The 19406-nt window shown below is 68.4% G+C and carries 15 protein-coding genes; 4 read left to right on the forward strand and 11 right to left on the reverse strand.

Translation table 11 applies throughout. The annotated features are described in order from the left end of the window. Positions 1–3: 3 nt before the first annotated feature. From nadC to ACFTR6_RS00835, 4 genes are read right to left on the reverse strand one after another with little or no spacing between them, the layout of a single operon-like run. Entirely contained in the window at positions 4–876 is an 873-nt protein-coding gene (nadC, locus tag ACFTR6_RS00820; RefSeq protein WP_087872460.1) for a carboxylating nicotinate-nucleotide diphosphorylase, read from the reverse strand. Further along, the gene (gene nadB / locus ACFTR6_RS00825) at positions 869–2728 is read right to left on the reverse strand and encodes an L-aspartate oxidase (protein ID WP_377956561.1); all 1860 of its coding nucleotides are present in this window, start codon (positions 2726–2728) and stop codon (positions 869–871) included. The genes nadC and nadB overlap by 8 nt, the downstream gene beginning before the upstream one ends. A 13-nt stretch (positions 2729–2741) precedes the next feature. After that, positions 2742–4049 (reverse strand): quinolinate synthase NadA, encoded by a 1308-nt coding sequence (gene nadA / locus ACFTR6_RS00830; protein ID WP_377956562.1) that lies wholly within the window; start codon positions 4047–4049, stop codon positions 2742–2744. Next, positions 4046–4756, reverse strand: coding sequence for an NUDIX domain-containing protein (locus ACFTR6_RS00835; protein ID WP_076803824.1), 711 nt, complete (start codon positions 4754–4756; stop codon positions 4046–4048). Before ACFTR6_RS00835 ends, nadA begins: the two co-directional genes overlap by 4 nt. A gap of 193 nt (positions 4757–4949) precedes the next feature. Here ACFTR6_RS00835 and ACFTR6_RS00840 point away from each other — a divergent pair, with 193 nt between their 5' ends. The 3 genes from ACFTR6_RS00840 to ACFTR6_RS00850 all read left to right on the forward strand — a co-directional run bounded on the left by ACFTR6_RS00840 (position 4950) and on the right by ACFTR6_RS00850 (position 8017). Continuing rightward, on the forward strand, positions 4950–6332 hold the full coding sequence (locus tag ACFTR6_RS00840) for an amino acid permease (RefSeq protein ID WP_076802083.1): 1383 nt from the start codon (positions 4950–4952) through the stop codon (positions 6330–6332). A gap of 120 nt (positions 6333–6452) precedes the next feature. Then, positions 6453–7280 (forward strand): alpha/beta fold hydrolase, encoded by an 828-nt coding sequence (locus ACFTR6_RS00845; RefSeq protein WP_076802080.1) that lies wholly within the window; start codon positions 6453–6455, stop codon positions 7278–7280. An 83-nt stretch (positions 7281–7363) separates the two neighbouring features. Continuing rightward, positions 7364–8017: a phosphoribosyltransferase gene (locus ACFTR6_RS00850; RefSeq protein ID WP_377956563.1), complete on the forward strand. Its 654-nt coding sequence runs from the start codon at positions 7364–7366 to the stop codon at positions 8015–8017. A gap of 14 nt (positions 8018–8031) precedes the next feature. On the opposite strand, the gene ACFTR6_RS00855 is transcribed toward ACFTR6_RS00850, so the two are convergent. The 3 genes from ACFTR6_RS00855 to ACFTR6_RS00865 form a co-directional block, all read right to left on the reverse strand. Further along, a complete protein-coding gene (locus ACFTR6_RS00855; RefSeq protein ID WP_087872457.1) occupies positions 8032–9363 on the reverse strand; it encodes an MFS transporter in 1332 nt (443 codons plus the stop codon). A gap of 120 nt (positions 9364–9483) precedes the next feature. After that, on the reverse strand, positions 9484–10938 hold the full coding sequence (gene hpaB / locus ACFTR6_RS00860; protein WP_087872456.1) for a 4-hydroxyphenylacetate 3-monooxygenase, oxygenase component: 1455 nt from the start codon (positions 10936–10938) through the stop codon (positions 9484–9486). Between the two features lie 55 nt (positions 10939–10993). Continuing rightward, positions 10994–11521, reverse strand: coding sequence for a flavin reductase family protein (locus ACFTR6_RS00865; RefSeq protein ID WP_377956833.1), 528 nt, complete (start codon positions 11519–11521; stop codon positions 10994–10996). 134 nt (positions 11522–11655) lie between these two features. Between ACFTR6_RS00865 and ACFTR6_RS00870 the strand changes: the two genes are divergently transcribed. Continuing rightward, positions 11656–12390, forward strand: coding sequence for an IclR family transcriptional regulator (locus tag ACFTR6_RS00870; protein WP_076802065.1), 735 nt, complete (start codon positions 11656–11658; stop codon positions 12388–12390). On the opposite strand, the gene ACFTR6_RS00875 is transcribed toward ACFTR6_RS00870, so the two are convergent. The 4 genes from ACFTR6_RS00875 to ACFTR6_RS00890 all read right to left on the reverse strand — a co-directional run bounded on the left by ACFTR6_RS00875 (position 12378) and on the right by ACFTR6_RS00890 (position 19251). After that, positions 12378–13808, reverse strand: a complete 1431-nt coding sequence (locus ACFTR6_RS00875; protein ID WP_377956564.1) for an MFS transporter — start codon at positions 13806–13808, stop codon at positions 12378–12380. The genes ACFTR6_RS00870 and ACFTR6_RS00875 overlap by 13 nt on opposite strands. Before the next feature lie 127 nt (positions 13809–13935). Further along, positions 13936–17028, reverse strand: coding sequence for an AAA family ATPase (locus tag ACFTR6_RS00880; protein ID WP_377956565.1), 3093 nt, complete (start codon positions 17026–17028; stop codon positions 13936–13938). Then, positions 17025–18206 carry an exonuclease SbcCD subunit D gene (locus ACFTR6_RS00885; protein WP_377956566.1) on the reverse strand — a complete coding sequence of 394 codons (1182 nt, stop codon included), beginning with the start codon at positions 18204–18206 and terminating at the stop codon, positions 17025–17027. Before ACFTR6_RS00885 ends, ACFTR6_RS00880 begins: the two co-directional genes overlap by 4 nt. Before the next feature lie 61 nt (positions 18207–18267). Beyond that, positions 18268–19251, reverse strand: coding sequence for an MIP/aquaporin family protein (locus tag ACFTR6_RS00890; protein WP_377956567.1), 984 nt, complete (start codon positions 19249–19251; stop codon positions 18268–18270). Between the last annotated feature and the right edge of the window lie 155 nt (positions 19252–19406).

A 19406-nucleotide genomic window follows, 5' to 3' on the forward strand; every position in this document is an offset into this window, starting at 1 on the left:
TGCTCACCCCACTGTCAGTTCGACGTCCAGGCCGAGGTCCAGTGCCGTGACGCTGTGCGTCAGGGCTCCGACGGAGATGACGTCCACGCCGGCGGCCGCGATATCGGCCACGGTGCGGAGGTTGACGTTGCCGCTGGCTTCCACCACGGCCCGGCCGGCGACCTGCCGGACCCCGGCGCGGAGTTCCTCGATGGCGAAGTTGTCCAGCATGATGGTGTCCACGCCGGCCGCCAGGACGGGTTCGATCTGCTCGGCACTGTCCACCTCCACCTCGAAGTGTGTGGTGTGCCCCAGCTGCGCCTTCGCGCCGGCGAGGAGCTCGGTCAATCGTGCGGGGTCTCCCCCGGTCATGACGGCGAGGTGGTTGTCCTTGGCCAGCACGGCGTCGGAAAGGCTGTAGCGGTGGTTGGCGCCTCCCCCGCACCGGACGGCGTACCGTTCCAGGACGCGCAGGCCCGGAGTGGTTTTGCGAGTGTCCGTGATGCGGGCCTTGGTGCCGGCGGCCAAGGCTACGAATTCCGCCGTCTTGGTAGCGATGGCGCTCATCCGCTGAGCCAGGTTCAGGCCGACCCGCTCGGCCAGCAGCACGCTGCGCGCCCGGCCGGTGACCCGTGCCAGCTTCGTTCCGGCGGCGAATGCCTCGCCGTCTGCCACGAGCAGCTCCACCTGCGTGTCCGGGTCAACCATCAGCATCGCGTCGCGGAACACGCTGCCTCCGCTGAAGACTCCCGGGACGCGGGCGTTAAGGACCGCGGTGGCCCGGGCCTCTGCCGGGATCAGCAGCTGCGAGGTGATGTCGCCGCTGGGTGCATCCTCCGCAAAGGCCCGCTCCAGGATCTCGCGGACGGGTGCTGCAGGGAGGGTCAGGCTAGTCATGGACAAGGCTCGCTTTCGGGCTCATTCTGAATGCTTCGTCTAGGGTGTCCGGAACTGCGGGTTCCGCCAGGCTGTCGTCCCGGTAATGCGCGCCGAGCGAGCCGGTTCGCTCCCGCGCCGCGTGGACCAGCAGCTGCGCGGCGAGCAGCAGGTTGGCGTCCTCATGGGCCCGCGGGTCCGCGCTCAGCGGCGCGACTTCCGGGCACACGTCTTCAAACCACCCGGCAAGCGTGGTTCCGGCCTCCCGCAGCAAGTCGCCGCTGCGCAACACCCCGGCCTTGGCAGTCATCAACCGCCGCAGGCTCTCGCGGGAAAACTCCCCCGGCTCCACGGCGAAGTCATCGATAGGTCCGGTTCGAGGCAGCGGGTCGAGCTCCCGCGCTACCCGAAGTTCGGGAACATCCTCCAAAACGCTCTCGGGGTAGGTCGAAGAAGTTCGGGCGTCCGCCGCGAAGTCGCGGGACAGTGCTACGGAAGCGTGCGTCAAGGGGAGGCCGCCAGCGGCCCTGGGCCCACGCGATCCGGGTTCCCTGGCCGAGCTTGCGAGGTTAGGGCGATCGTGGGGACGCGGAGTAGTGCTGTCCTGCGACGGCTCAACCAGGAACGCCTCAACAGCCCGCCGCCCGAAGACGAGTCCTTCAAGCAAGGAGTTGCTGGCGAGCCGGTTGGCGCCCTGGACTCCGGTGCACGCAACCTCGCCGGCGGCATAGAGGCCGGGGACGGTGGTGCGGCCGTGCAGGTCGGTGGAGACGCCGCCCATCCAGTAGTGCGCAGCCGGCGCGACGGGCACCAGCTCCCGGGTCCAGTCGATGCCGGCTTCGCGGGTGCGCTGCGTGAGGGTCGGGAAGCGCTTGGCCAGGAAGCCTGCTCCACGTGCTTCCTCGAGACCCCGGGCGTCGAGGTAAACGTGGCCGTTGGGGTCGCCCAGCGCGGCCAGGTGCAGGGCGATACTGCGCGAAACCACATCGCGCGGGGCGAGTTCACCGTCCGGGTGGTACCCGTGCAGGAAGCGGCGGCCGTGCGCATCGACGAGGATGGCACCCTCGCCGCGGACGGCCTCGGAGATCAGCAGCGGGTCCAGTCCGTACTCAGCCCCTGCTCCCCCGCCCAGCCGGACCAGGCACGTGGGGTGGAACTGGAAGAACTCGAGGTCCGCAACGGCGGCGCCGGCGCGCCAGGCGAGGGCCAGCCCGTCGGCGGTGGCAACGGACGGGTTCGTGGTCTGCGCGAACAGCTGTCCTGCCCCGCCGGTGGCCAGCAGCACGGCGTCGGCCTGGAGGCTGCCTGCCCTTCCATCCTGCAGGAACTCAACACCGGTGACCCGCCGGCCCTGCTGCAGGAGGGCGGTGACCGTGGCGTGGCCCAGCAGCCGGATCCTGCCTGTGGCCTGCGCGGCGAGCACGGCGCAGATCAGGGCGTTGGCGATCCCGGCGCCGGTGGCGTCGCCGCCGGCGTGCAGGATCCGCGGCGCCGAGTGGGCGGCCTCCAGGCCCAAGGCCGGGTCGCCGTCGTCGTCAAGGTCGAAGCGGACGCCGAAGCGTCCGAGCCCGGCGATGTCCCGGCGCGCCTCGGTGCAGAGAATGCGGACGGCCGCGGGGTTGCAGTGCCCGGCACCGGCCTTCAGCGTGTCGGCGATGTGGGCGGCCACGGTGTCGCCGGGTGACGGCTCATCGAGGACGGCGGAAATGCCGCCCTGCGCGAAGTACGTGTTGCTCTCCGCGGGTGCGCCCTTGGTCAGCAGCACCACGTCGGCGCCGGCCTCCGCCGCGAGCAGGGCGGCGTAGAGGCCGGCGATGCCGCTGCCGACGACGGCGAGCCGCCGGCGGCCGGCCGTTCCGTTATCGCTGGTCATTGTGGGCTCCCTATCAGGGCTTGGCGGCGAGCATGCGTTCGAGTGCTGTCCTGGCGTCCTGCTGCACGTCGTCGTCCACGGTGATGCGGTTGACCACCCGGCCGGCGACGAGCTCTTCGAGGACCCAGGCCAGGTAGCCGGGGTGGATCCGATACATGGTGCTGCAGGGGCAGATCACCGGGTCCAGGCAGAAGATGGTGTGCTGCGGGTACTGGGCAGCCAGCCGGTTCACCATGTTGATCTCGGTGCCGATCGCGAAGACCGTGGGTTCGGTGGCTGCCGCGATGGCCTTCTGGATGAAGTCCGTGGAGCCGGCGGAGTCGGCTGCGTCCACCACTTCCATGGGGCATTCGGGGTGCACAATCACGTTGACGCCGGGGAAGTCGGCGCGGGCCTTCTCGATCTGGGCAACGCTGAAGCGCTTGTGGACCGAGCAGAATCCGTGCCAGAGGATGACGCGGGCGTCCAGCAGTGCCTGTTCCTCGTTGCCGCCAAGTTCCTTGCGCGGGTTCCACATGGGCATCTGCTCGAGCGGGACACCCAGGGCCTTGGCCGTGTTCCGGCCGAGGTGCTGGTCCGGGAAGAAGAGGACGCGCTGGCCGCGCTCGAAGGCCCACTCCAGCACCGTCTTGGCGTTGGAGGAGGTGCAGACGATGCCGCCGTTCCGGCCGCAGAAGGCCTTCAGAGCCGCCGAGGAGTTCATGTAGGTGACAGGGATGACCGGAACGCGGCCTTCGGCGTCGGGCTCGGTGCCGAAGATCTCCTCAAGCTGTTCCCAGCAGTCCTCCACGGAATCGGCGTCGGCCATGTCCGCCATCGAGCATCCGGCGGCGAGGTTGGGCAGGATGACAGCCTGCTCCGGCTTGGATAGGGTGTCAGCGGTTTCGGCCATGAAGTGCACCCCGCAGAAGACGATCGCCTCGGCGTCGGGCCGGGTCAGGGCGGCATTGGCCAGCTGGAAGGAGTCACCCACAAAGTCGGCGTACTGGACAACCTCGTCGCGCTGGTAGAAGTGGCCCAGGATGACGGCGCGGTCGCCCAGTGCCGCCTTGGCAGCCCGGATCCGGGTGTCCAGCTCGGCTTCGCTGGCCAGCTTGTACTCCTCCGGAAGCTGCCCCTGGCGCGGCGTGGCGGCGGGCGCGACGTCGGCGCTGGAAGCGCCGGGACCGTAGGCCGGAACACCGGCGAGGGCTTCCGCGAGGTCGTACTCCCAGGGGCCCTGGGCAAGAGCTGAACTGCAGGTGCCGCCGGCGCCGGTTGCACTGGCCTTCTCGGCCTGTTCACGCGTGATCAGCTGGATGGCAGTGTTGACGCTGCTCATGGGTTGCTCCTGTTATCTGGGTCGAGGCCGGGGCGGCCGGTGAATCGGTAAAGACGCGGCGGACGGTGCTTGCCGCCCTGGAGGTATTCACCGGTTTCTTCGATTTCCGGCGTCGACTTGATCTGCCGTCGGAAGTTGGCGGGGTCCAGTTGCGTGTCCAGCACGGCTTCATAGACCTCGCGGACCTGGGCGAGGGTGAAGTACTCGCCCAGGAAGTGGTAGGCGATGGAGCCGTAGGCCAGCTTGTTGCGCAGGCGCCAGAGGGCATAGTCCACAATCGCGTTGTGGTCGAAGGCCAGGTTGCCGAGCTTGTCGGCGCGGAACCACCGGACGTTCTCGGATTCGTCCGCCAGGGCAGCTTCCGTGGGCTGGACCAGCGCCCAGTAGACGATTGACACCACCCGCTGGGTGGGTGAGCGGTGCAGGCCGCCGAAGGCGTAGAGCTGTTCGAGGTAACTGGGTGCCAGCCCCGTGGTTTCCCGCAGGTTCCGTGAGGCGGCGTCCTGCAGCGACTCGGAGTGCGTCAGCGGGCCGCCGGGCAGGGCCCACAGGCCTTTGAACGGTTCCCGGATGCGGCGGACCAGCGGCAGCCAGAGTGTTGGCCGGCCGGAGGACTCGCTGGGGCGGAGGGCGAAAATCACCGTGGAGATGGCCAGCGACGGCGGCGCGGACTGCCGCTCGGCCACGTTGGCTGAGGTGGTGTACACGGTAATCACCCGCTTCGCTGCGATCGCCGGCACTTCGGCCGGCTCGGAATTAGTTATGGTCAAAATGACCTGAACTGATTCTACGGCGGCTTGCCCGCGATGCAAAATGTTGCGGACTTTGCGGCCGGAAGTTGGGTGTAAATTCGAAAGGTCCCAAAAGGACCATTTCCCCAACCCCAAGAAGGTACGCAGCATGACGATGAAGTCCACAGCAGAGCGACCCGCGGTACAGCTCCGCCACAGCATGAAGCCCCGCCAGCTCACCATGATGGGCCTGGGCAGCGCCATTGGCGCCGGGCTCTTCCTGGGCTCCGGGGCCGGCGTCCAGGCGGCCGGTCCCGCGGTCCTGGTCTCCTACCTGGTGGCCGGCACGCTCATCATCCTGGTCATGTGGGCGCTCGGCGAAATGGCGGCAGCGAACCCCAACAGCGGCGCTTTCTCCGTTTACGCCGAACGCGCCATGGGCAAGACCGCCGGGGCAACGGTGGGCTGGCTCTGGTGGCTGCAGCTGGTGGTGGTCATCGCCGCCGAAGCGCTCGGCGCTGCAGGGCTGCTCTTTTCTGTCTGGCCTGTGATTCCGGTGTGGGCGCTCTCCCTGGTCTTCATGGTGGTGTTCACCGGCATCAACCTGGCCGGTGTGAAGAACTTCGGCGAGTTCGAGTTCTGGTTTGCCATCCTCAAGGTGGCCGCCATTGTCCTGTTCCTCGCCATCGGCGCCGCCCTGCTCCTGGGACTCCTGCCGGACGTGGCATCCCCGGGGCTGGCCAACATCACCGGCGACTTTGCTCCGGCCGGCCTGGGCGGCATCGCCACCGCCCTGTTCGTGGTGATATTCGCCTTCGGCGGCACGGAGATCGTCAGCGTCGCTGCAGCGGAGACCGAAGACCCCGAGCACAGCGTCACCAAAGCGATCCGCACAGTTGTGTGGCGGATCCTCGTCTTCTACATCGGCTCGGTCTTCGTGATCGCGGCCGTCCTTCCGGCCACCTCGGAGGCACTGTCCTCGCCGTTTGCCGGCGTCCTGGACTCCGCCCGCATCCCCGGTGCCGCCACGGCAATTACCCTGGTGGCCGTCGTCGCGCTCCTGTCTGCCCTGAACGCCAACCTGTACGGCGCGTCCCGCATGGTGTTCTCGCTCGCGGAGCGCGGCGAGGCTCCCGGTTTCCTGTCCCGGCTCAGCGGTGCAGGAGTGCCCATGATCGCCGTCGGCGTCTCGGTCGCCTTCGGATTCATCGCCACAGTCCTGGAACTGCTCTTCCCCGAACGCATCCTGCCCGCCCTGTTCCAGCTCGTCGGGTCCACGTGCCTGGTGGTCTGGGGCTCGGCGCTGGTGGCCCAGCTGATCCTGCGCCGGCGCGCCGACCGCGACGGTACTGCCCTGCCGTTGCGGATGAAGGGCTTCCCCGGGCTCACGGTGTTCGGCCTGGTGCTGCTTGGGCTGGTGTTCGCGGTGGGTTTCAGTGCCGAGAGCAGCCGCATCCAGCTGGTCAGCACCCTCCTGCTGATCGCCGGCATCGCCGCCGCCTGCTGGGCAGGGGCCCGGATCGCTGCAAGCCGGCGCGCCCGGCGCCGCTAGCCGTGGATTTGCCCGGTCCGCCGGCAGGTAGAGTGGTGCCCATCCACGGCGGACCGGCAAAGAAGCAGCGCTGGCGAGCCCTGTACTGACAAGGATCGAGACTTGACGAGGACTGAGGCGATGAGCGGCAGACACACCGGCGAACAGCACTCCCACACGGTCGAGGGCACCGACCCGCAGCTATACGTCGAAGTGCACGAACCCCGGAACGACGCCGGGCTCCGCCCCATCCTCCTCATTCACGGCTTCTCCGCATCGAGCAAGCTGAACTGGGAGGATACGGGCTGGATCCCGGCACTGCTGGAGGCCGGCCGCCGGGTCATCGCCGTCGACCTTCCCGGCCATGGCCGGAGCGGTGCGCCCGAGGACATGGACTCCTACTCGCCCAGTCGGATCCGGGCAGACCTCCTGCAAATCGCGTTCGACGCCGGAGCGCGGCCCCTGCGCGAGGATGACCCCGCCAGCGGGCTGGACGTGATCGGCTATTCCCTCGGTTCCCGGCTCGCCTGGGAGTTCGGCGCCACCCAGCCGGAGCTGGTGCACCGGCTGGTCTTGGGCGGACCGAACATGGCTGACCCGCTGGCGGCCTTCGACCTGATCGCTGCCCAACGCTACCTGGCGGACGGCACGCCCATTGCCGACGCGTCCACGGCCGGGCTCCTCAGCATGGCGCAGGCGCTGCCGACCAACAACATCTTCGCCCTGCTGTCCCTGGTGGAGGCCATCAAGGGAGAGCCGTACGATCCCGCCGAGGCCGTGCCGCACATGCCCGTGCTGCTGGTGGCCGGCGAGAACGATGAGCGCGCCGCGTCCATGCCGCAGCTGGCCGAACTGGCACGGAACGCCGGCTCTTCGGCCGAGCAGCTGGTGCTGCCCGGACGCACGCACACCAATGCCATCACCAGCCGCGCCTTCAAGCAGGCGGCCATCTCGTTCCTCGGCAGTTAGGGAAGCCGCAGGAATATGCCGGCTCCCGCCGGAGCTGACGGGCGTAGGCTGGATCCTGGGGGGAGACACCGGAAGAGGAACCCATGGGCATGGTTTTTGAAGGCCGGGAAGACGCCGGACGGCAGCTGGCGGCCGCCCTGCCGCAATTCCGCGAGCGCCCTGACACGGTGGTGCTGGGCCTGGCCCGGGGCGGCATCCCCGTGGCCGTCGCCGCCGCTGACGTCCTGCACCTGCCGTTCGGCGCCCTGCTGGTCCGCAAGCTCGGCATCCCCGGGCATGATGAGACCGCATACGGCGCGCTGGCCTATTCGGGCGGCAGGATCGTCCGGCTGCTCAACAGGCCTCTCGTCGAGCGGATTCTTGTCGACGGCGTGCGGCAGGAGTGGCTTGACCAAGTGGAGGACCGGGAACGGACCGAACTGATGCGCCGCGCTGACAGCTATCCGGCGGTACACCCGGATATCCACGGCAAGACGGTCCTGCTCGTGGACGACGGACTGGCGACGGGAGCCACCATGCGGGCAGCGGTCGAGGCTGTCCGGATGGCAGGCGCGGCAACCGTGGTGGCTGCCGCGCCCGTCGGTTCGATCGAGGCGGAGAAGTCATTGTCGCGGGTCTGCACTGTCCTTTGCCTCCACCTGCCGGGAAGATTCCGGGCCGTGGGAGCTTTTTACCGGCACTTTGAGCAGCTGAGCGACGAGGACGCCATCGCCCTGTTGCAGGGCGCCCGCATTTAGTGCCGGCTGACCATTTAGTGCCGGCTGACGCCGAGCGGGCGGCCCCGCGTCTCCTTCGCCAGCAGCACACCAACGGCCGAGATGACGCACAGGATCATGATGTAGATGCCGATGGAGCCGGCCCACCCGGTGCTCTGCAGCAGCGACTCGGCGATCGTGGCGGCGAACGCGCCGCCCAAAATGGCGCCGAAGGCGTAGCCGATCGAGATGCCCGAGTACCGGACGTTGGCCGGGAACATCTCCGCGTACATGGCTGACATGGGGCCGTAGGACAGGCCGAGGCCCACCGTCAGGACGAACAGGGCAATGCCGTACAGCCAGATGTTTTTCGTGTCGATGAGGGCAAACATCGGAATCATCCAGGCGAAGACGATGGCGTAACCGGTCAGGAAGGTCTTGACCCGGCCGATCCGGTCCGACAGCCAGCCGCCCACGAGGGTGAAGATCAGCCAGCCGAACGAGGCCAGCGTGGTGGCGAGCAGCACCGGCGGGGCCGGCATCTTCAGGATGCGGGTGGCGTAGGAGATGAAGAAGGCGATGAGGAGGTAGCCTGCCGCGTTGTTGGCGATGAAGATCAGGGTGGAGTGCAGCACGGCCTTCTTGTGGTGGCGGATGAGCTCGCCGAGCGGCGCCTTGCTTTCAGCCTTGCGCGCGGCCATTTCCTTGAAGACGGGGCTTTCGCCGACTGCGCGGCGGATGATGTAGCCCACCACGATCAGGATGATGGAGAGCAGGAACGGAACGCGCCAGCCCCACGAGGCGAAGTCTTCCCGCGACATTCCGGAGTTCAGGAAGAACAGCAGCCCGGTGGCCAGGATCATGCCGACGGGAACGCCGATCTGCGGATAGGCACCGAACAGCCCCCTCTTGTGCAGCGGCGCGTGCTCTACAGCCATGAGGGCGGCGCCGCCCCACTCGCCGCCTGCGGAAAAGCCCTGCAGGACACGGAGGAGGATCAGCAGGACTGGGGCCCAGGCGCCGATCTGGGCGTAGGTGGGCAGCATGCCGATGAGCGCAGTTGCGGCACCCATCATGATGAGGGTGAACACGAGCATTGCCTTGCGCCCGAGGCGGTCCCCCAGGTGTCCGGCGATGATGGCGCCGAGCGGCCGGAACAGGAAGCTGATGCCGATCAGGGCGAAGGAGAGGATCTGCGCCAGGCCGGGGTTGGATGCGTTCAGCGGGGCCAGGAACAGCGGGGACAGCAGCGTTGCCGTGAGCTGGGCGAAGATGAAGAAGTCATACCACTCGATGGTGGTGCCCACCAGCGTGCCGGCAAGGACTTTGCGTTCCTCGCGCTTGCTGCTGGGGCCTGCCTCTGAATCTACGGGTGAAGTTGCGGTCATTGAAACTCCGTGACTGGGGGGCAGTGCTACTGCCGCAGGTGATGAATGGCCGTCCGATTTACTGATCGAACGGTCAGTTAGTGTCAAAGGATACTACGGAAATGTGATGTGGCGCACCCCTCAGTCAGCCCTGTGCAGGAACTCGCGCAGGCGCGCCCTGGCCGGTTCACGGTCATAGGTGTTGACCAGCGCCCCCGCCATCCGGACCGGATCCCCGAAGAAGAAGTATTCATAGAGGGACTGCCGGCCGGAGAAACCGGAGATTGAGGCGTCGAACGCCAGCTTGAACAGCCGGACCCGCTCAGGCCCGGTCAGCGTCTTCCCCTGCAGGTAGAGGTCGATGTCCGCCCGGGCCTCGCCGTTGACGTCCGCTTCACCGGGCAGGGCCATCAGCCCCGACGCCGAGAACTTCCGAATGATCTGCGGGAAACGCTGCGCCACCTTCGGATACCAGTTGCGGGCAGCGTTGAGCGTGGTCCACTTTGGCAGCATCATGCCGGCCTCGTTGGGTGCGGCGTCCGCCTCCGAGGCGCGCACCAGCGCCTTGCCGATTTCGACGTCGATGATCAGTTCGGCGATGTCCTCCTGGATGTGCTGGAACCCGTCGATGCCGATCGAATCGGCGAGTTCGGAGGCCAGGCCAAGGAAGAACTCACTCTTGGCGATGGTCCGGGTGACAACCTGGTGGGTCATGAGGGCACCGGCGCCGGTTTCCGCGTAGAACGAGTTGCACAGCTGCGGGTTGCCGAGCATGAAGATGCGGTCGCCTGGCACGAAGACGTCATCAAAGACGGCCACGGCGTCCATTTCCTCATAGCGGGATGCCAGTGGTTCGTCGTGGACGCTTCCGCCGTTGTACAGGGAGGTGCGGCACAGGTACCGGAGCCCGGGCGCGTCATTGGGAATGGCGAACGCAAAGGAATACGGGGCGTCCTCCGGCGTGCCGCGCAGCACCGTTGAGGGAAAAACCAGCAGCTCATCGGCGATGGGCGCGATCGTGGCGAGCATGCGGGCGCCGCGGACCACAATGCCGCCGTCGCGCTCCTCCACAACGTGCGCCGTGAGCTGGCCGCCCAGCTGCTCTGAACCGGAGACGGACCTGTTCACCTGCGGCGGGATCAGCGTATGGGTTGCCAGCAGGTCGTTTTCACGGGCCCACTCATAGTAGTTGCTGATATTTTCGGCAAACTTGGGATCGGCCTGCGAGAACCACTTCCCGGCCGCGCCCAGGGCAGTGAGCGCGGAGTTCATGTAGTCGCCGGTGCGGCCGAGGAATCCGTTGGTCGCCTCGGCCCACGTGGAGGTCGCCCGGCGCCGGTGCTGCAGGTCCTCGATGGTCCGGGGCACCAGGAAGGACGCATTGACAAGGTCCCCCGTGGTCGGCGAGGTGTAGGTCAGCGCGCCCTGGTACCGCTGGTCGTGCTGCATGTCGAACAGCTTCGCGTACTGCCGGGCAACGTTGCGGAAGGCCGGATGTTCGGCGACCTTCCCGCTGACCACCTCGCCGTCGATCGCGATGTGCGGGCTCATCGCGTTGAGTTTGTCCAGGTACTGCTGGCCGGTCCTGATGCCCATTGCTGCCTCCAGTCGTCGTCGAACTGTCAATTTGGTGGTGGTGAAGGAATGGCGCCTACAGCAGGTCTTCTATCCCCAGCTGGCTCTCCGGGATGGTGGTGAAGGCACTGTTGGCAAACGCGAGCGCATCGCCGCTCCGGTGGTCGAAATCCACCACCTCGCCGAGATAAAGGGTGTGGTCGCCGCCGTCGTACGCCGCCCAGGGCCGGCACTCAAAGTAGGCAAGCACGCCAGCGAGCCGGGGAGCCGTAGCCCCTTCCACCCATCGTGGTTCCGGGCCCGGACGTCCCGCAAAATGCATGGCCAGCTGGCGCTGCTCGGCTCCGAGGATGTTGACGGTGAAGGGCCTGCCGGCCAGCTCGTCGTGGGCTTTGGCGGTGCGGGCGATGCTGGCCAGGACCAGGGGCGGGTCCATGGAGACGGCGGTGAAGGAGTTGACCGTAATCCCGTGGCGCTTGGTGACGCCGTCGAACGTGACAATGGCGACTCCCGTGGCAAATCGGCCCAGGCTGCCCCGGAACCGGTGGGCGCGGGGAACTGAAGTTCTGCCCGGAACGTCGGGGCCAGCTGCTGGATTGGCCATCATCATGAACTGTTCTATAGTTGACTTGTTCGATAGTTGAACAGGCAATTCCTATATGGAACCGTAGCCCAAGGTGACGTGCTGCACAAGCCCTTGTGGCTGGCCGCCCCGCCTACATGCCTAGGATGGACAGCATGACTCCCAACGCCGGTGCCGCAGCGCAGGTTGCGCCCGCCCAGGCTTCCCCCTCCCAGACCCTCTCCCGAGGCATCCGTGCACTGGAAATCCTGGCCGAAGCCGACCGCCCGCTGACCATCGCCGAACTGGCCGAGGCCATGGGCGTGCACCGCTCCGTCGCCTATCGGATCCTGCGGACCCTCGAGGACCATTCCCTGCTGGTACGTGACGACGCCGGGCGCGTCCAGCCCGGCCCCGGCCTCGCGGTGCTGGCGCGTGGCGTCTCGCGGAACCTCCAGACCGCAGCCCTTCCGGAACTGACCCAGCTGGCCAACAGTCTCAACATGACGGCCTTCGTGGCGGTATGGGACCACCAGGACTGCGTGACGCTCGTGACGGTGGAGCCCCGGCATTCGGCCGCGACGGTGGTGCAGCACCCGGGGTCCCGTCATCCGATCAGTTCCGGCGCGCCCGGCATCGCCATCCAGTCCGCGCTGACGGAGCAGGAGTGGAACCAGCTCGCTCCCGCCGTGCCGTACCGCCCCGAGGCCGCCGAGGCCCGGAAGCGCGGTTATGCCGCGAGCCATGACGAAGTCATCGCCGGGGTCTCCTCACTGGCCGCCCCCGTCCGGGTTCCCGGCGGGCGCCCGGCCGCCGTCGCCGTCGTCTATATCCGGTCAGCGCAGGACCCGGAAGCGGTGGCCGCTGCCCTGACCGCCAGCGCGGCCAGGATCGAAAGTCAGCTCGCCTGAGCTGCCCGCTGCCTGGAACGGACGACGACGGCGGCCGCCACCCCGAGGGCGAACAGCGCCGCCGCGGCGGCAGCCGTGACCAGGAAGGCGGCGCCGTGGCCGGCGTCCTGGGCCAGCTGGCCTCCGATGGATGAGCCAAGCGCCGTGCCGGCGACGATGCCGCTGGCGAGCGCCGTCATCACCGTCGCCAGCCGGCCCGCCGGTGCCACCATCCCGCCAATTGCAAAGACCGTGACCATGACCGGGCCCACCGGCAGGCCCAGTGCGAGCAGAACCAGCACCATGCCCCAGCCGTCTGTTGGCAGGAACAGCAGCCCCGACAGCGCGGCCATGGCTGCGGCTCCGGCCACCCAGCGGGCAGCCACCGGGAAGCCGGCCGGCCAGTAGGCCACCGAGATGGCGGCCGCGGCCGAGCTGATCCCCATGACGGCGTACAGGAGCCCGGCTGCCTCCGACGTCGCGAATCCGGCGGAAAAGGCGCTCAAAGCTGCCTGCGTCGAACCGAAGAAGGTGCCCATGCAGACCATGGCCAGGACAGGAAGCGCCACCGGGCCCAACCCGGCGAGGCGGCTGCCTGCCCGGGTACTGGGCGCCTTGCCGCGGGTAATGGCCTTTTCCCGGCGCGGGACTGCCGTGTGGGTCGGGTGGACGGCGAAGGCCGGAACGAGCGTGAGCGTCAGCGCTGCGGCCAGGGCCAGCGGGAGCCACGGAGCCACAAGGCTGGCCAGGACGCCCACGAGGGCCGGACCAAGCACGAAGGTCAGTTCGTCGGCCGTGCTCTCATAGGACAAGGCGACGTCGAGGTCAGTGCTGTCCCCTGCGCGCCGGCTGTCAGACGTAAGCGCCATCCACCGGACGCGGGCCAGCGGGCCGACCTGGGGGGAGCTGACTCCTGCCAGGAACGCGGCCGTGATGACGCCCCAGGCGGCGCCGACCTCGTGCACGCCCGGAATCACATACGCGGTGGCGATGACGGCAAGCACGGCCACGACATTCAGGACAGCGGCGGCCAGCAGCACGGGGCGCTGGCTGAACCGGTCGGCCAACCAGCCGAGGACCGGCGCACCTGCGGCCGAGCCGATACCGACGGCGCCGGCCGCAGCTCCGCCCACGGCATAGGAGCCGGTGACCGAGGTGGCAAGGGTGAGGGTTCCCAGCGTCAGCATCGCGAGGGGCAGGCGCGCGAACAGGCCCAGGGGCAGGAATCCCCTGCCGGCCAGGGCCGGCAGGCGGGCGAAGCGGCCGCCGAATTTTGCGGCCGGCGTGCCGGTTTCAGGTAAGTCCGTGCCGGGAGATTCAGGGCTGGCAGGGACGGTGCCTGCTACGTCGATGCCGCCAGGGTCGGTGCCGACGGTGCCGGCTGGTGGCGTGGAGGGGCCAGGGTTGGCGTGTGATTGGGACGCCGTTGGAGTGTGCATGTATCCGGGCTCGTTCAGTCGTGCGCATCGTCCCTCCTCCCGATGCGCCGAACCCGGTAACAGTCCCATGGTACCGGACCGGTGAAGCCGCCCGGCAGCGGCTTCACCGGTTCAGGCCGTCACCGGTTCAGACCGTCACGAGCGCATCGACAACGTGGACAGTCGAGCCGTTGCGCTGCTTCACCACCTGGAGCTGGCTGCCGATGCGCTGCTTCATCTCCCCCACATGGCTCACGAGGCCCACCACGCGGCCGCCGTCACGGAGGCCCTCCAACGCATCCATGACCTGCTCCAGTGCCTGCTCATCGAGGCTCCCAAAGCCCTCGTCGACGAACAGTGTTTCAATATCGACCCCGCCCGCCTCCTGCTGCACCACGTCCGCAAGGCCGAGGGCGAGCGACAGCGAGGCCATGAAGGATTCCCCGCCGGAGAGTGTCGACGTGTCGCGGCGGCGCCCGGTCCATTCGTCCACGACTTCCAGCCCCAGCCCGGACTTGGCGTTCCGGGCTGCCCTCGCATCCGAGTGCTGGAGTGTGTAGCGGCCGTCGCTCATGGCAACCAGCCTTTCCGATGCAGCAATGGCAACCTGCTCCAGCCGCGCGGCCAGGACGTACGCGTTCAGGCTCATGCGGTAACTGTTGTCGCCGGCACCACGTGCCGCTTCGGCCAGGCCCTTCAGCACTTCGGCGCGTTCCCTCGGTTCCCGGCCGGATTCGGCTAGCTCCCCGTACTCGGCGCGCAGGCGCCCGAGCGTCCTGGCGGCCTGCTTGGCCAGGCCCGCCGCCAGTGCAACGTCCTTTGCGGCCTGCTCGGCCCGCTCCGCCTCGGCCCGCAGCGCATCCAGGTCCGCCGCGGTGGCCGCAGAGCCGGCGGCCTGCTCCTTGACTGCCAGGACGAGCTCCTCGCTGGCGAACAGTTCCTCGAGCCGCACCTCCTCATCCCGCCCGGCCTGCACGGCCGACTCCAGCCGGGCCGCTTCCGGCGCGGGCAGGAGGGCCTGGCGAGCCTCGGCAGCCGAGGCAAATCCGGCCTCGGGAAGGGCGCGGTCGAGCTCCGTCCGCGCCTCGGCCACGCGGGCCGCTGCCTGCTCCAGCTGTGACTGGGCAGCATCAGCCTGTTCCAGAATGCCAACAACCTGGCCGATGGCTTCGCTGCGGAGAACGAGGCTCGCGTGGCCGGCACGGAGCGCTTCGAGCGACGATTCCAGCGCGGCGGACTGCCCCTCGATTTCGGCCAGGGCGGACTCCGTCTGCGCCAGCTGTGACAACGTATCCACACGCAGGTGCTCCGCGGAGTCGATGCGTTCGGCCAGCTCCTCCTGCCGGCTCCTGCTGGTTGCCAGTTCCGTTACGGCGGCTGCTGCTTCGGCAGCGGCTGCCCGGGCGGCCTTGGCTGCCTCGGCCGCTTCGGCGGGATCGGCGTCGCCGCCCTGTCCGGCGAGAACGGCAACCAGCTGCCTGGCCTCGGACAGTTCGGCTTCCAGTGCAGACAGTGCCCCCTCGGCTGCCTCGCTGAGCTCCTTGGCGCGTTCCTCCCTGTCGGCCAGCCCCAGGACGGAGTCCCCCGCAGGCACCGGCGCCGGATGCTCAGCGCTGCCGCAGACGGGACAGGGCGCGCCGTTTTCCAGGCGGGAAGCCAATTCGGCCGCCGCATTGGACAGCCGTTCCTCGCGGACGTCCAGCCACTGCCGGCGCACTTCCTGGTGGTGTTCCCTGGCCCTGAGGTGCCGTTCGGCCACGGCAGCGCACTCGGCCGCCGCAATGCCGTAGCGCCTGACAACGTCCACCAGCTCATCCGCGTCGGCGGCCTCCTTGGTGCGGAGGACTGATTCACCTGCCAGCTGTTCCAACGGCTGAAGAGTAGTGCGCAGGCCCTCCATCTCAGTGCGGAGGGAAAGCAGCCGGGCGGCATGGTCGTCGCCGGCCCGGGTGAGTTGCTGCCGCTGCTGGACGAGCCCGGCAGCGCGCTGGTGCAGGCCGCCCAGCCGGTCCTCGTCGGCAAGGCGCTCCCCGATCACGGCCGCCAGCGAACGCAGGCGCGACAGCTCCGCGGCCACGTCAACGGAAACGTGTTCTGCGACAGCACTGCGCCCTGCGGGGCCGCCTCCTCCAGCAGCGCGTTCTGCGGGGCCGTTTTCCGGTCCCGCCAATTCGACGCTGGACCTGGCTGCCTCCCGCACGCTGGCGGCGGCGAGGTCCGCGGCTTCCTCTGCGCGGGCGAACATCGCCTCGGCGCTGGCTACGGACTTCAGCTGCCCGCCGAGAAGTTCTGCCTTCCGGTGCAGTGCCAGGGCGGCCCCTGCGCTTTCGAGTTCGGGCGCGGCGGCCTCTGCGTCCGCCCTCCGCCTCAGGGCGGCAGCAAGCTTCAGGCGCCTGCTCTCCCTGGCCAGCTCCACTTCGAGCTGGTCCGCGCAGCCGCGCCGCTGCTCCTCGCACGATTCTGCGTCCCGGGCAAGCACCGAGGCACGTTCCTTGGCCGCAGTCTCCAGCCAGGACAGGAGTTCCGGATCGCCAGCAAATTCCGGTGCTGCATCGAAGTCGACTTCGAGAGCCGCGGCCTCCGCCCGGGCCCTCGCCACGAGCAGGCCCAGCCTGTCCTCGAGATCCCCTACTTCCTTGACGGCACCCGTGGCCTGGACCACCAGCTCCCGCTCCACTGCCTCAAACCGTTCCGTGCCAAAGAGTTTCTGCAGCAGCTCGAGGCGGTCCGAAGCCTTGGACCGGAGGAATGCAGCGAAGTCTCCCTGGGGGAGCATGACCACGCGGGTGAACTGTTCCCGGTCCATGCCGAGGAGCGCGGTGATTTCCGCCCCCGCTTCGTCGTTCCGGCCGGATTTTTCTACCCAGGCACCGGCGACCCGTTCGCGGAGGAGCGTCTTGGCCTGTTGTGTGGTGAACCCGTTCCGTCCGCGGGCGCTCGGCTTGTCCCAGGCCGGTGACCGGGAGACTTCGTACCGCCTTCCCCGGGCGGTGAATTCACAGGTCACGCGCGGTTCTGCAGCCGCGTCCGCATGGTCGCTGCGAAGTCGCTTGCCGTCCTGCCGTGCTCCGGGAACGGACCCGTAGAGCGCATAGCAGATGGCATCCAGCACGCTGGTCTTGCCGGCGCCGGTGGGCCCATTCAGCAGGAACAGCCCGTGGGCGCTCAGCTGGTCGAAATCAATTTCCTCTGTTCCGGCAAACGGCCCGAACGCCGAGATCTCCAGACGGTGGATCCTCACAGTGATGCCTCCTGCAGACGCACATTCTCCAAAGCTTCGGTGAGAGCGGCCCGTTCTGCCGCTTCAGGCTCCCGGCCGCGGACGTGTTCGAGGAATCCGCAGCACACGGCGAGATCGTCCTCGGCCTTGGCCAGCCGGCTGCTGTAGCTCGCCGACGATGCCGCGGTGGCCCCTTCCGGCTCGAAGCCGAGGACAAGCGTGTCCGGGAACCTGGCCCGCAGGCGCTCCATGGCCTGGGCCGGCCGCTGGGCGTCGGTCAGGGTCACCTGGCAGTAGGCGTCCTCGGCCCAGGCATGCTCCGGCGACTCCAGCAGTTCGTCGAGCGTTCCCCGGAGGACGGCAAGCTGCCGGGGTGCGTCCCAGAGGATCTCCTCCACAGCGGTGACACCGGACCCGTCAATGTCCACGAGCCAGCCGCCCTTGAGGTGCTTCGCCTCTGAGAAGGAGTACGCCAGGGGCGATCCCGAATAGCGCACCTCCGGGGAGAGGGACTGCCGGCCGTGCAGATGGCCCAGCCCGGTGTAGCTGAAGCCGTCGAACAGGTCCAGCGGCACAGCGCCGACGCCCCCGATGCTCAGGTCGCGTTCGCTGTCCGAGCTGATGCCGCCGCTGGCGAAGGTGTGTGCCAGCACCACGGAATGGACGGTCCGGGACGAGCTGCGTGCGGCGACATCGGCCCTGATGCGTTCGGTGGCGGCACGGGTGACCTCGAAGTGGCTGGCGGTGTCCGCGCCAAGCTGCTCGGCAACAAGGCGTGGTTCGAGCCAGGGGATCCCGTAGATCGCCAGCACGGGGCCATCCGAGTCCGCCCCGGCCCCGCCGAGCGGCAGGGTGACGGGGACATCCAGCTCCTGGAGGCGGGTGCGCAGATGGACGCCGCCCTTCTCCAGCAGACGGGACGCGAATCCTAGCCGGATGGCGGAGTCGTGGTTTCCGCTGGTCAGCACCACCTGCGCGCCCGCTCCGGTTAGCCGGACCAGGGCGTCATCCAGCAGGTTGACGACATCGACGCCGGGCAGCGCGCGGTCGTAGACGTCGCCGGCAATCAGCACGACGTCGACGGACAGTTCACTGACCCGGGCAACCAGCTGGTCGATGAAGGATCGCTGGGCGTCCAGCATGCCGACGCCATGGAAGGACCGGCCCAGGTGCCAGTCGGAAGTGTGCAATAACCGCATATTCATAAGCTAAGCGCGGGCACCGACAATATTGCCGACCCCGCGCTTCGGCGCGTCAGGACTACTGGCTGCGCGGGCCGTCGAAGAAGTCGCGCGCCTCGTCGCGGCCTGCCTCCGGCGCTCCGGCCGGGCGTTCAGCGCTGGCGGTGCGACCATTTGCGGTCTGTGTTTCCGCGGCACCCGGCTCTTCGTCTGAGTCGTCGGAGTCGTCGGAGTCGTCGTCGAACTCATCCTCGGCATCCGGTGCGGCTCCGGCGTGCTCGGTGTCTGCCGCGGCACTCCGGGCGCCGGCGTCAGCGAACCCGCGGAAAACAAGGCCGGCAATACCGGCACCGACGATCGGGGCCACCCAGAACAGCCACAGCTGTTCCAGCGCCCAGCTGCTGCTGAAGAGGGCCGACGCGGTGGCCCGTGCCGGGTTGAAGGGCGCGTTGCCAAGGGCCTGGCCCAGCTGCAGCAGCACCGCAAAGGCCAGCCCGACGGCGAAGGGGGCTGCGGCCGCGTGGATGTTGCGGCGGGCCGTCGTGCCGAGGAACACGGCAACCAGGAGCGCTGCTCCCAGCACTTCGGCGAGGAGGACGCCTGCCATCGACGTCTGGATCACGGAATGCTCACCGAAGCCGGCGGTGACAGTGCCAAACGCCGTCCGGGCGTCGGGAATGTTGGGCACAGTGCGGAGAATCCCGAACAGCGCAAGCGCGCCGGCTGCCGCACCGATCAGCTGCGCGCCGATGTACGCCGCGGCGCCAGCGATGCCGATCCTGCCCGCCACGAGGTTGCCCACTGTGATGGCCGGGTTGAAGTGCCCGCCCGAGATGTAAGCGAAGGCCAGCATCGCCGCCGTCACGGCGAGGCCTCCAGCGAGGGCGCCGGGCAGCGGGTTGGACTGCGGAAGGGTAAAGAGCGGCACGCCCAGCCCGGCGACCACCAGGAACAGCGTGCCGAACGCCTCCGCTCCGAGCCGCGACAGAAGCCCGGGCCGGAACCCGTTGTCACCGGCGGATGGCCGGCCGTCGGTCGGTGGGACGGACACAGGGGTGCTCATGGTGAAATCCTTATGTTTTGGTCAGCGGGGAACGCCGCTCGCCTGGGGAGCCGGCCCCAGCAGTCTGGCAGCAAAGTCTGGACAGTTCCTGAATCCGAGCTTATCGTCCGGTCTGCGGACCCCCGGCATTCAGAGTTCGAGATCACAGCAGCGTG

Source organism: Arthrobacter sp. NPDC057009, assembly GCF_042673905.1.
In the GTDB taxonomy this organism is placed as follows: domain Bacteria; phylum Actinomycetota; class Actinomycetes; order Actinomycetales; family Micrococcaceae; genus Arthrobacter.

Bases quoted from the DNA above. Each gene is read 5' to 3' on its own strand.
- ACFTR6_RS00875 (WP_377956564.1), bottom strand. From the start codon at position 13,808: ATGCACACTCCAACGGCGTCCCAATCACACGCCAACCCTGGCCCCTCC.
- ACFTR6_RS00865 (WP_377956833.1), bottom strand. From the start codon at position 11,521: ATGGCCAATCCAGCAGCTGGCCCCGACGTTCCGGGCAGAACTTCAGTT.
- hpaB (WP_087872456.1), bottom strand. From the start codon at position 10,938: ATGGGCATCAGGACCGGCCAGCAGTACCTGGACAAACTCAACGCGATG.
- nadC (WP_087872460.1), bottom strand. From the start codon at position 876: ATGACTAGCCTGACCCTCCCTGCAGCACCCGTCCGCGAGATCCTGGAG.
- ACFTR6_RS00870 (WP_076802065.1), top strand. From the start codon at position 11,656: ATGACTCCCAACGCCGGTGCCGCAGCGCAGGTTGCGCCCGCCCAGGCT.
- ACFTR6_RS00885 (WP_377956566.1), bottom strand. From the start codon at position 18,206: ATGCGGTTATTGCACACTTCCGACTGGCACCTGGGCCGGTCCTTCCAT.
- ACFTR6_RS00855 (WP_087872457.1), bottom strand. From the start codon at position 9,363: ATGACCGCAACTTCACCCGTAGATTCAGAGGCAGGCCCCAGCAGCAAG.
- ACFTR6_RS00850 (WP_377956563.1), top strand. From the start codon at position 7,364: ATGGGCATGGTTTTTGAAGGCCGGGAAGACGCCGGACGGCAGCTGGCG.
- ACFTR6_RS00890 (WP_377956567.1), bottom strand. From the start codon at position 19,251: ATGAGCACCCCTGTGTCCGTCCCACCGACCGACGGCCGGCCATCCGCC.
- nadB (WP_377956561.1), bottom strand. From the start codon at position 2,728: ATGACCAGCGATAACGGAACGGCCGGCCGCCGGCGGCTCGCCGTCGTC.
- ACFTR6_RS00840 (WP_076802083.1), top strand. From the start codon at position 4,950: ATGACGATGAAGTCCACAGCAGAGCGACCCGCGGTACAGCTCCGCCAC.
- nadA (WP_377956562.1), bottom strand. From the start codon at position 4,049: ATGAGCAGCGTCAACACTGCCATCCAGCTGATCACGCGTGAACAGGCC.
- ACFTR6_RS00845 (WP_076802080.1), top strand. From the start codon at position 6,453: ATGAGCGGCAGACACACCGGCGAACAGCACTCCCACACGGTCGAGGGC.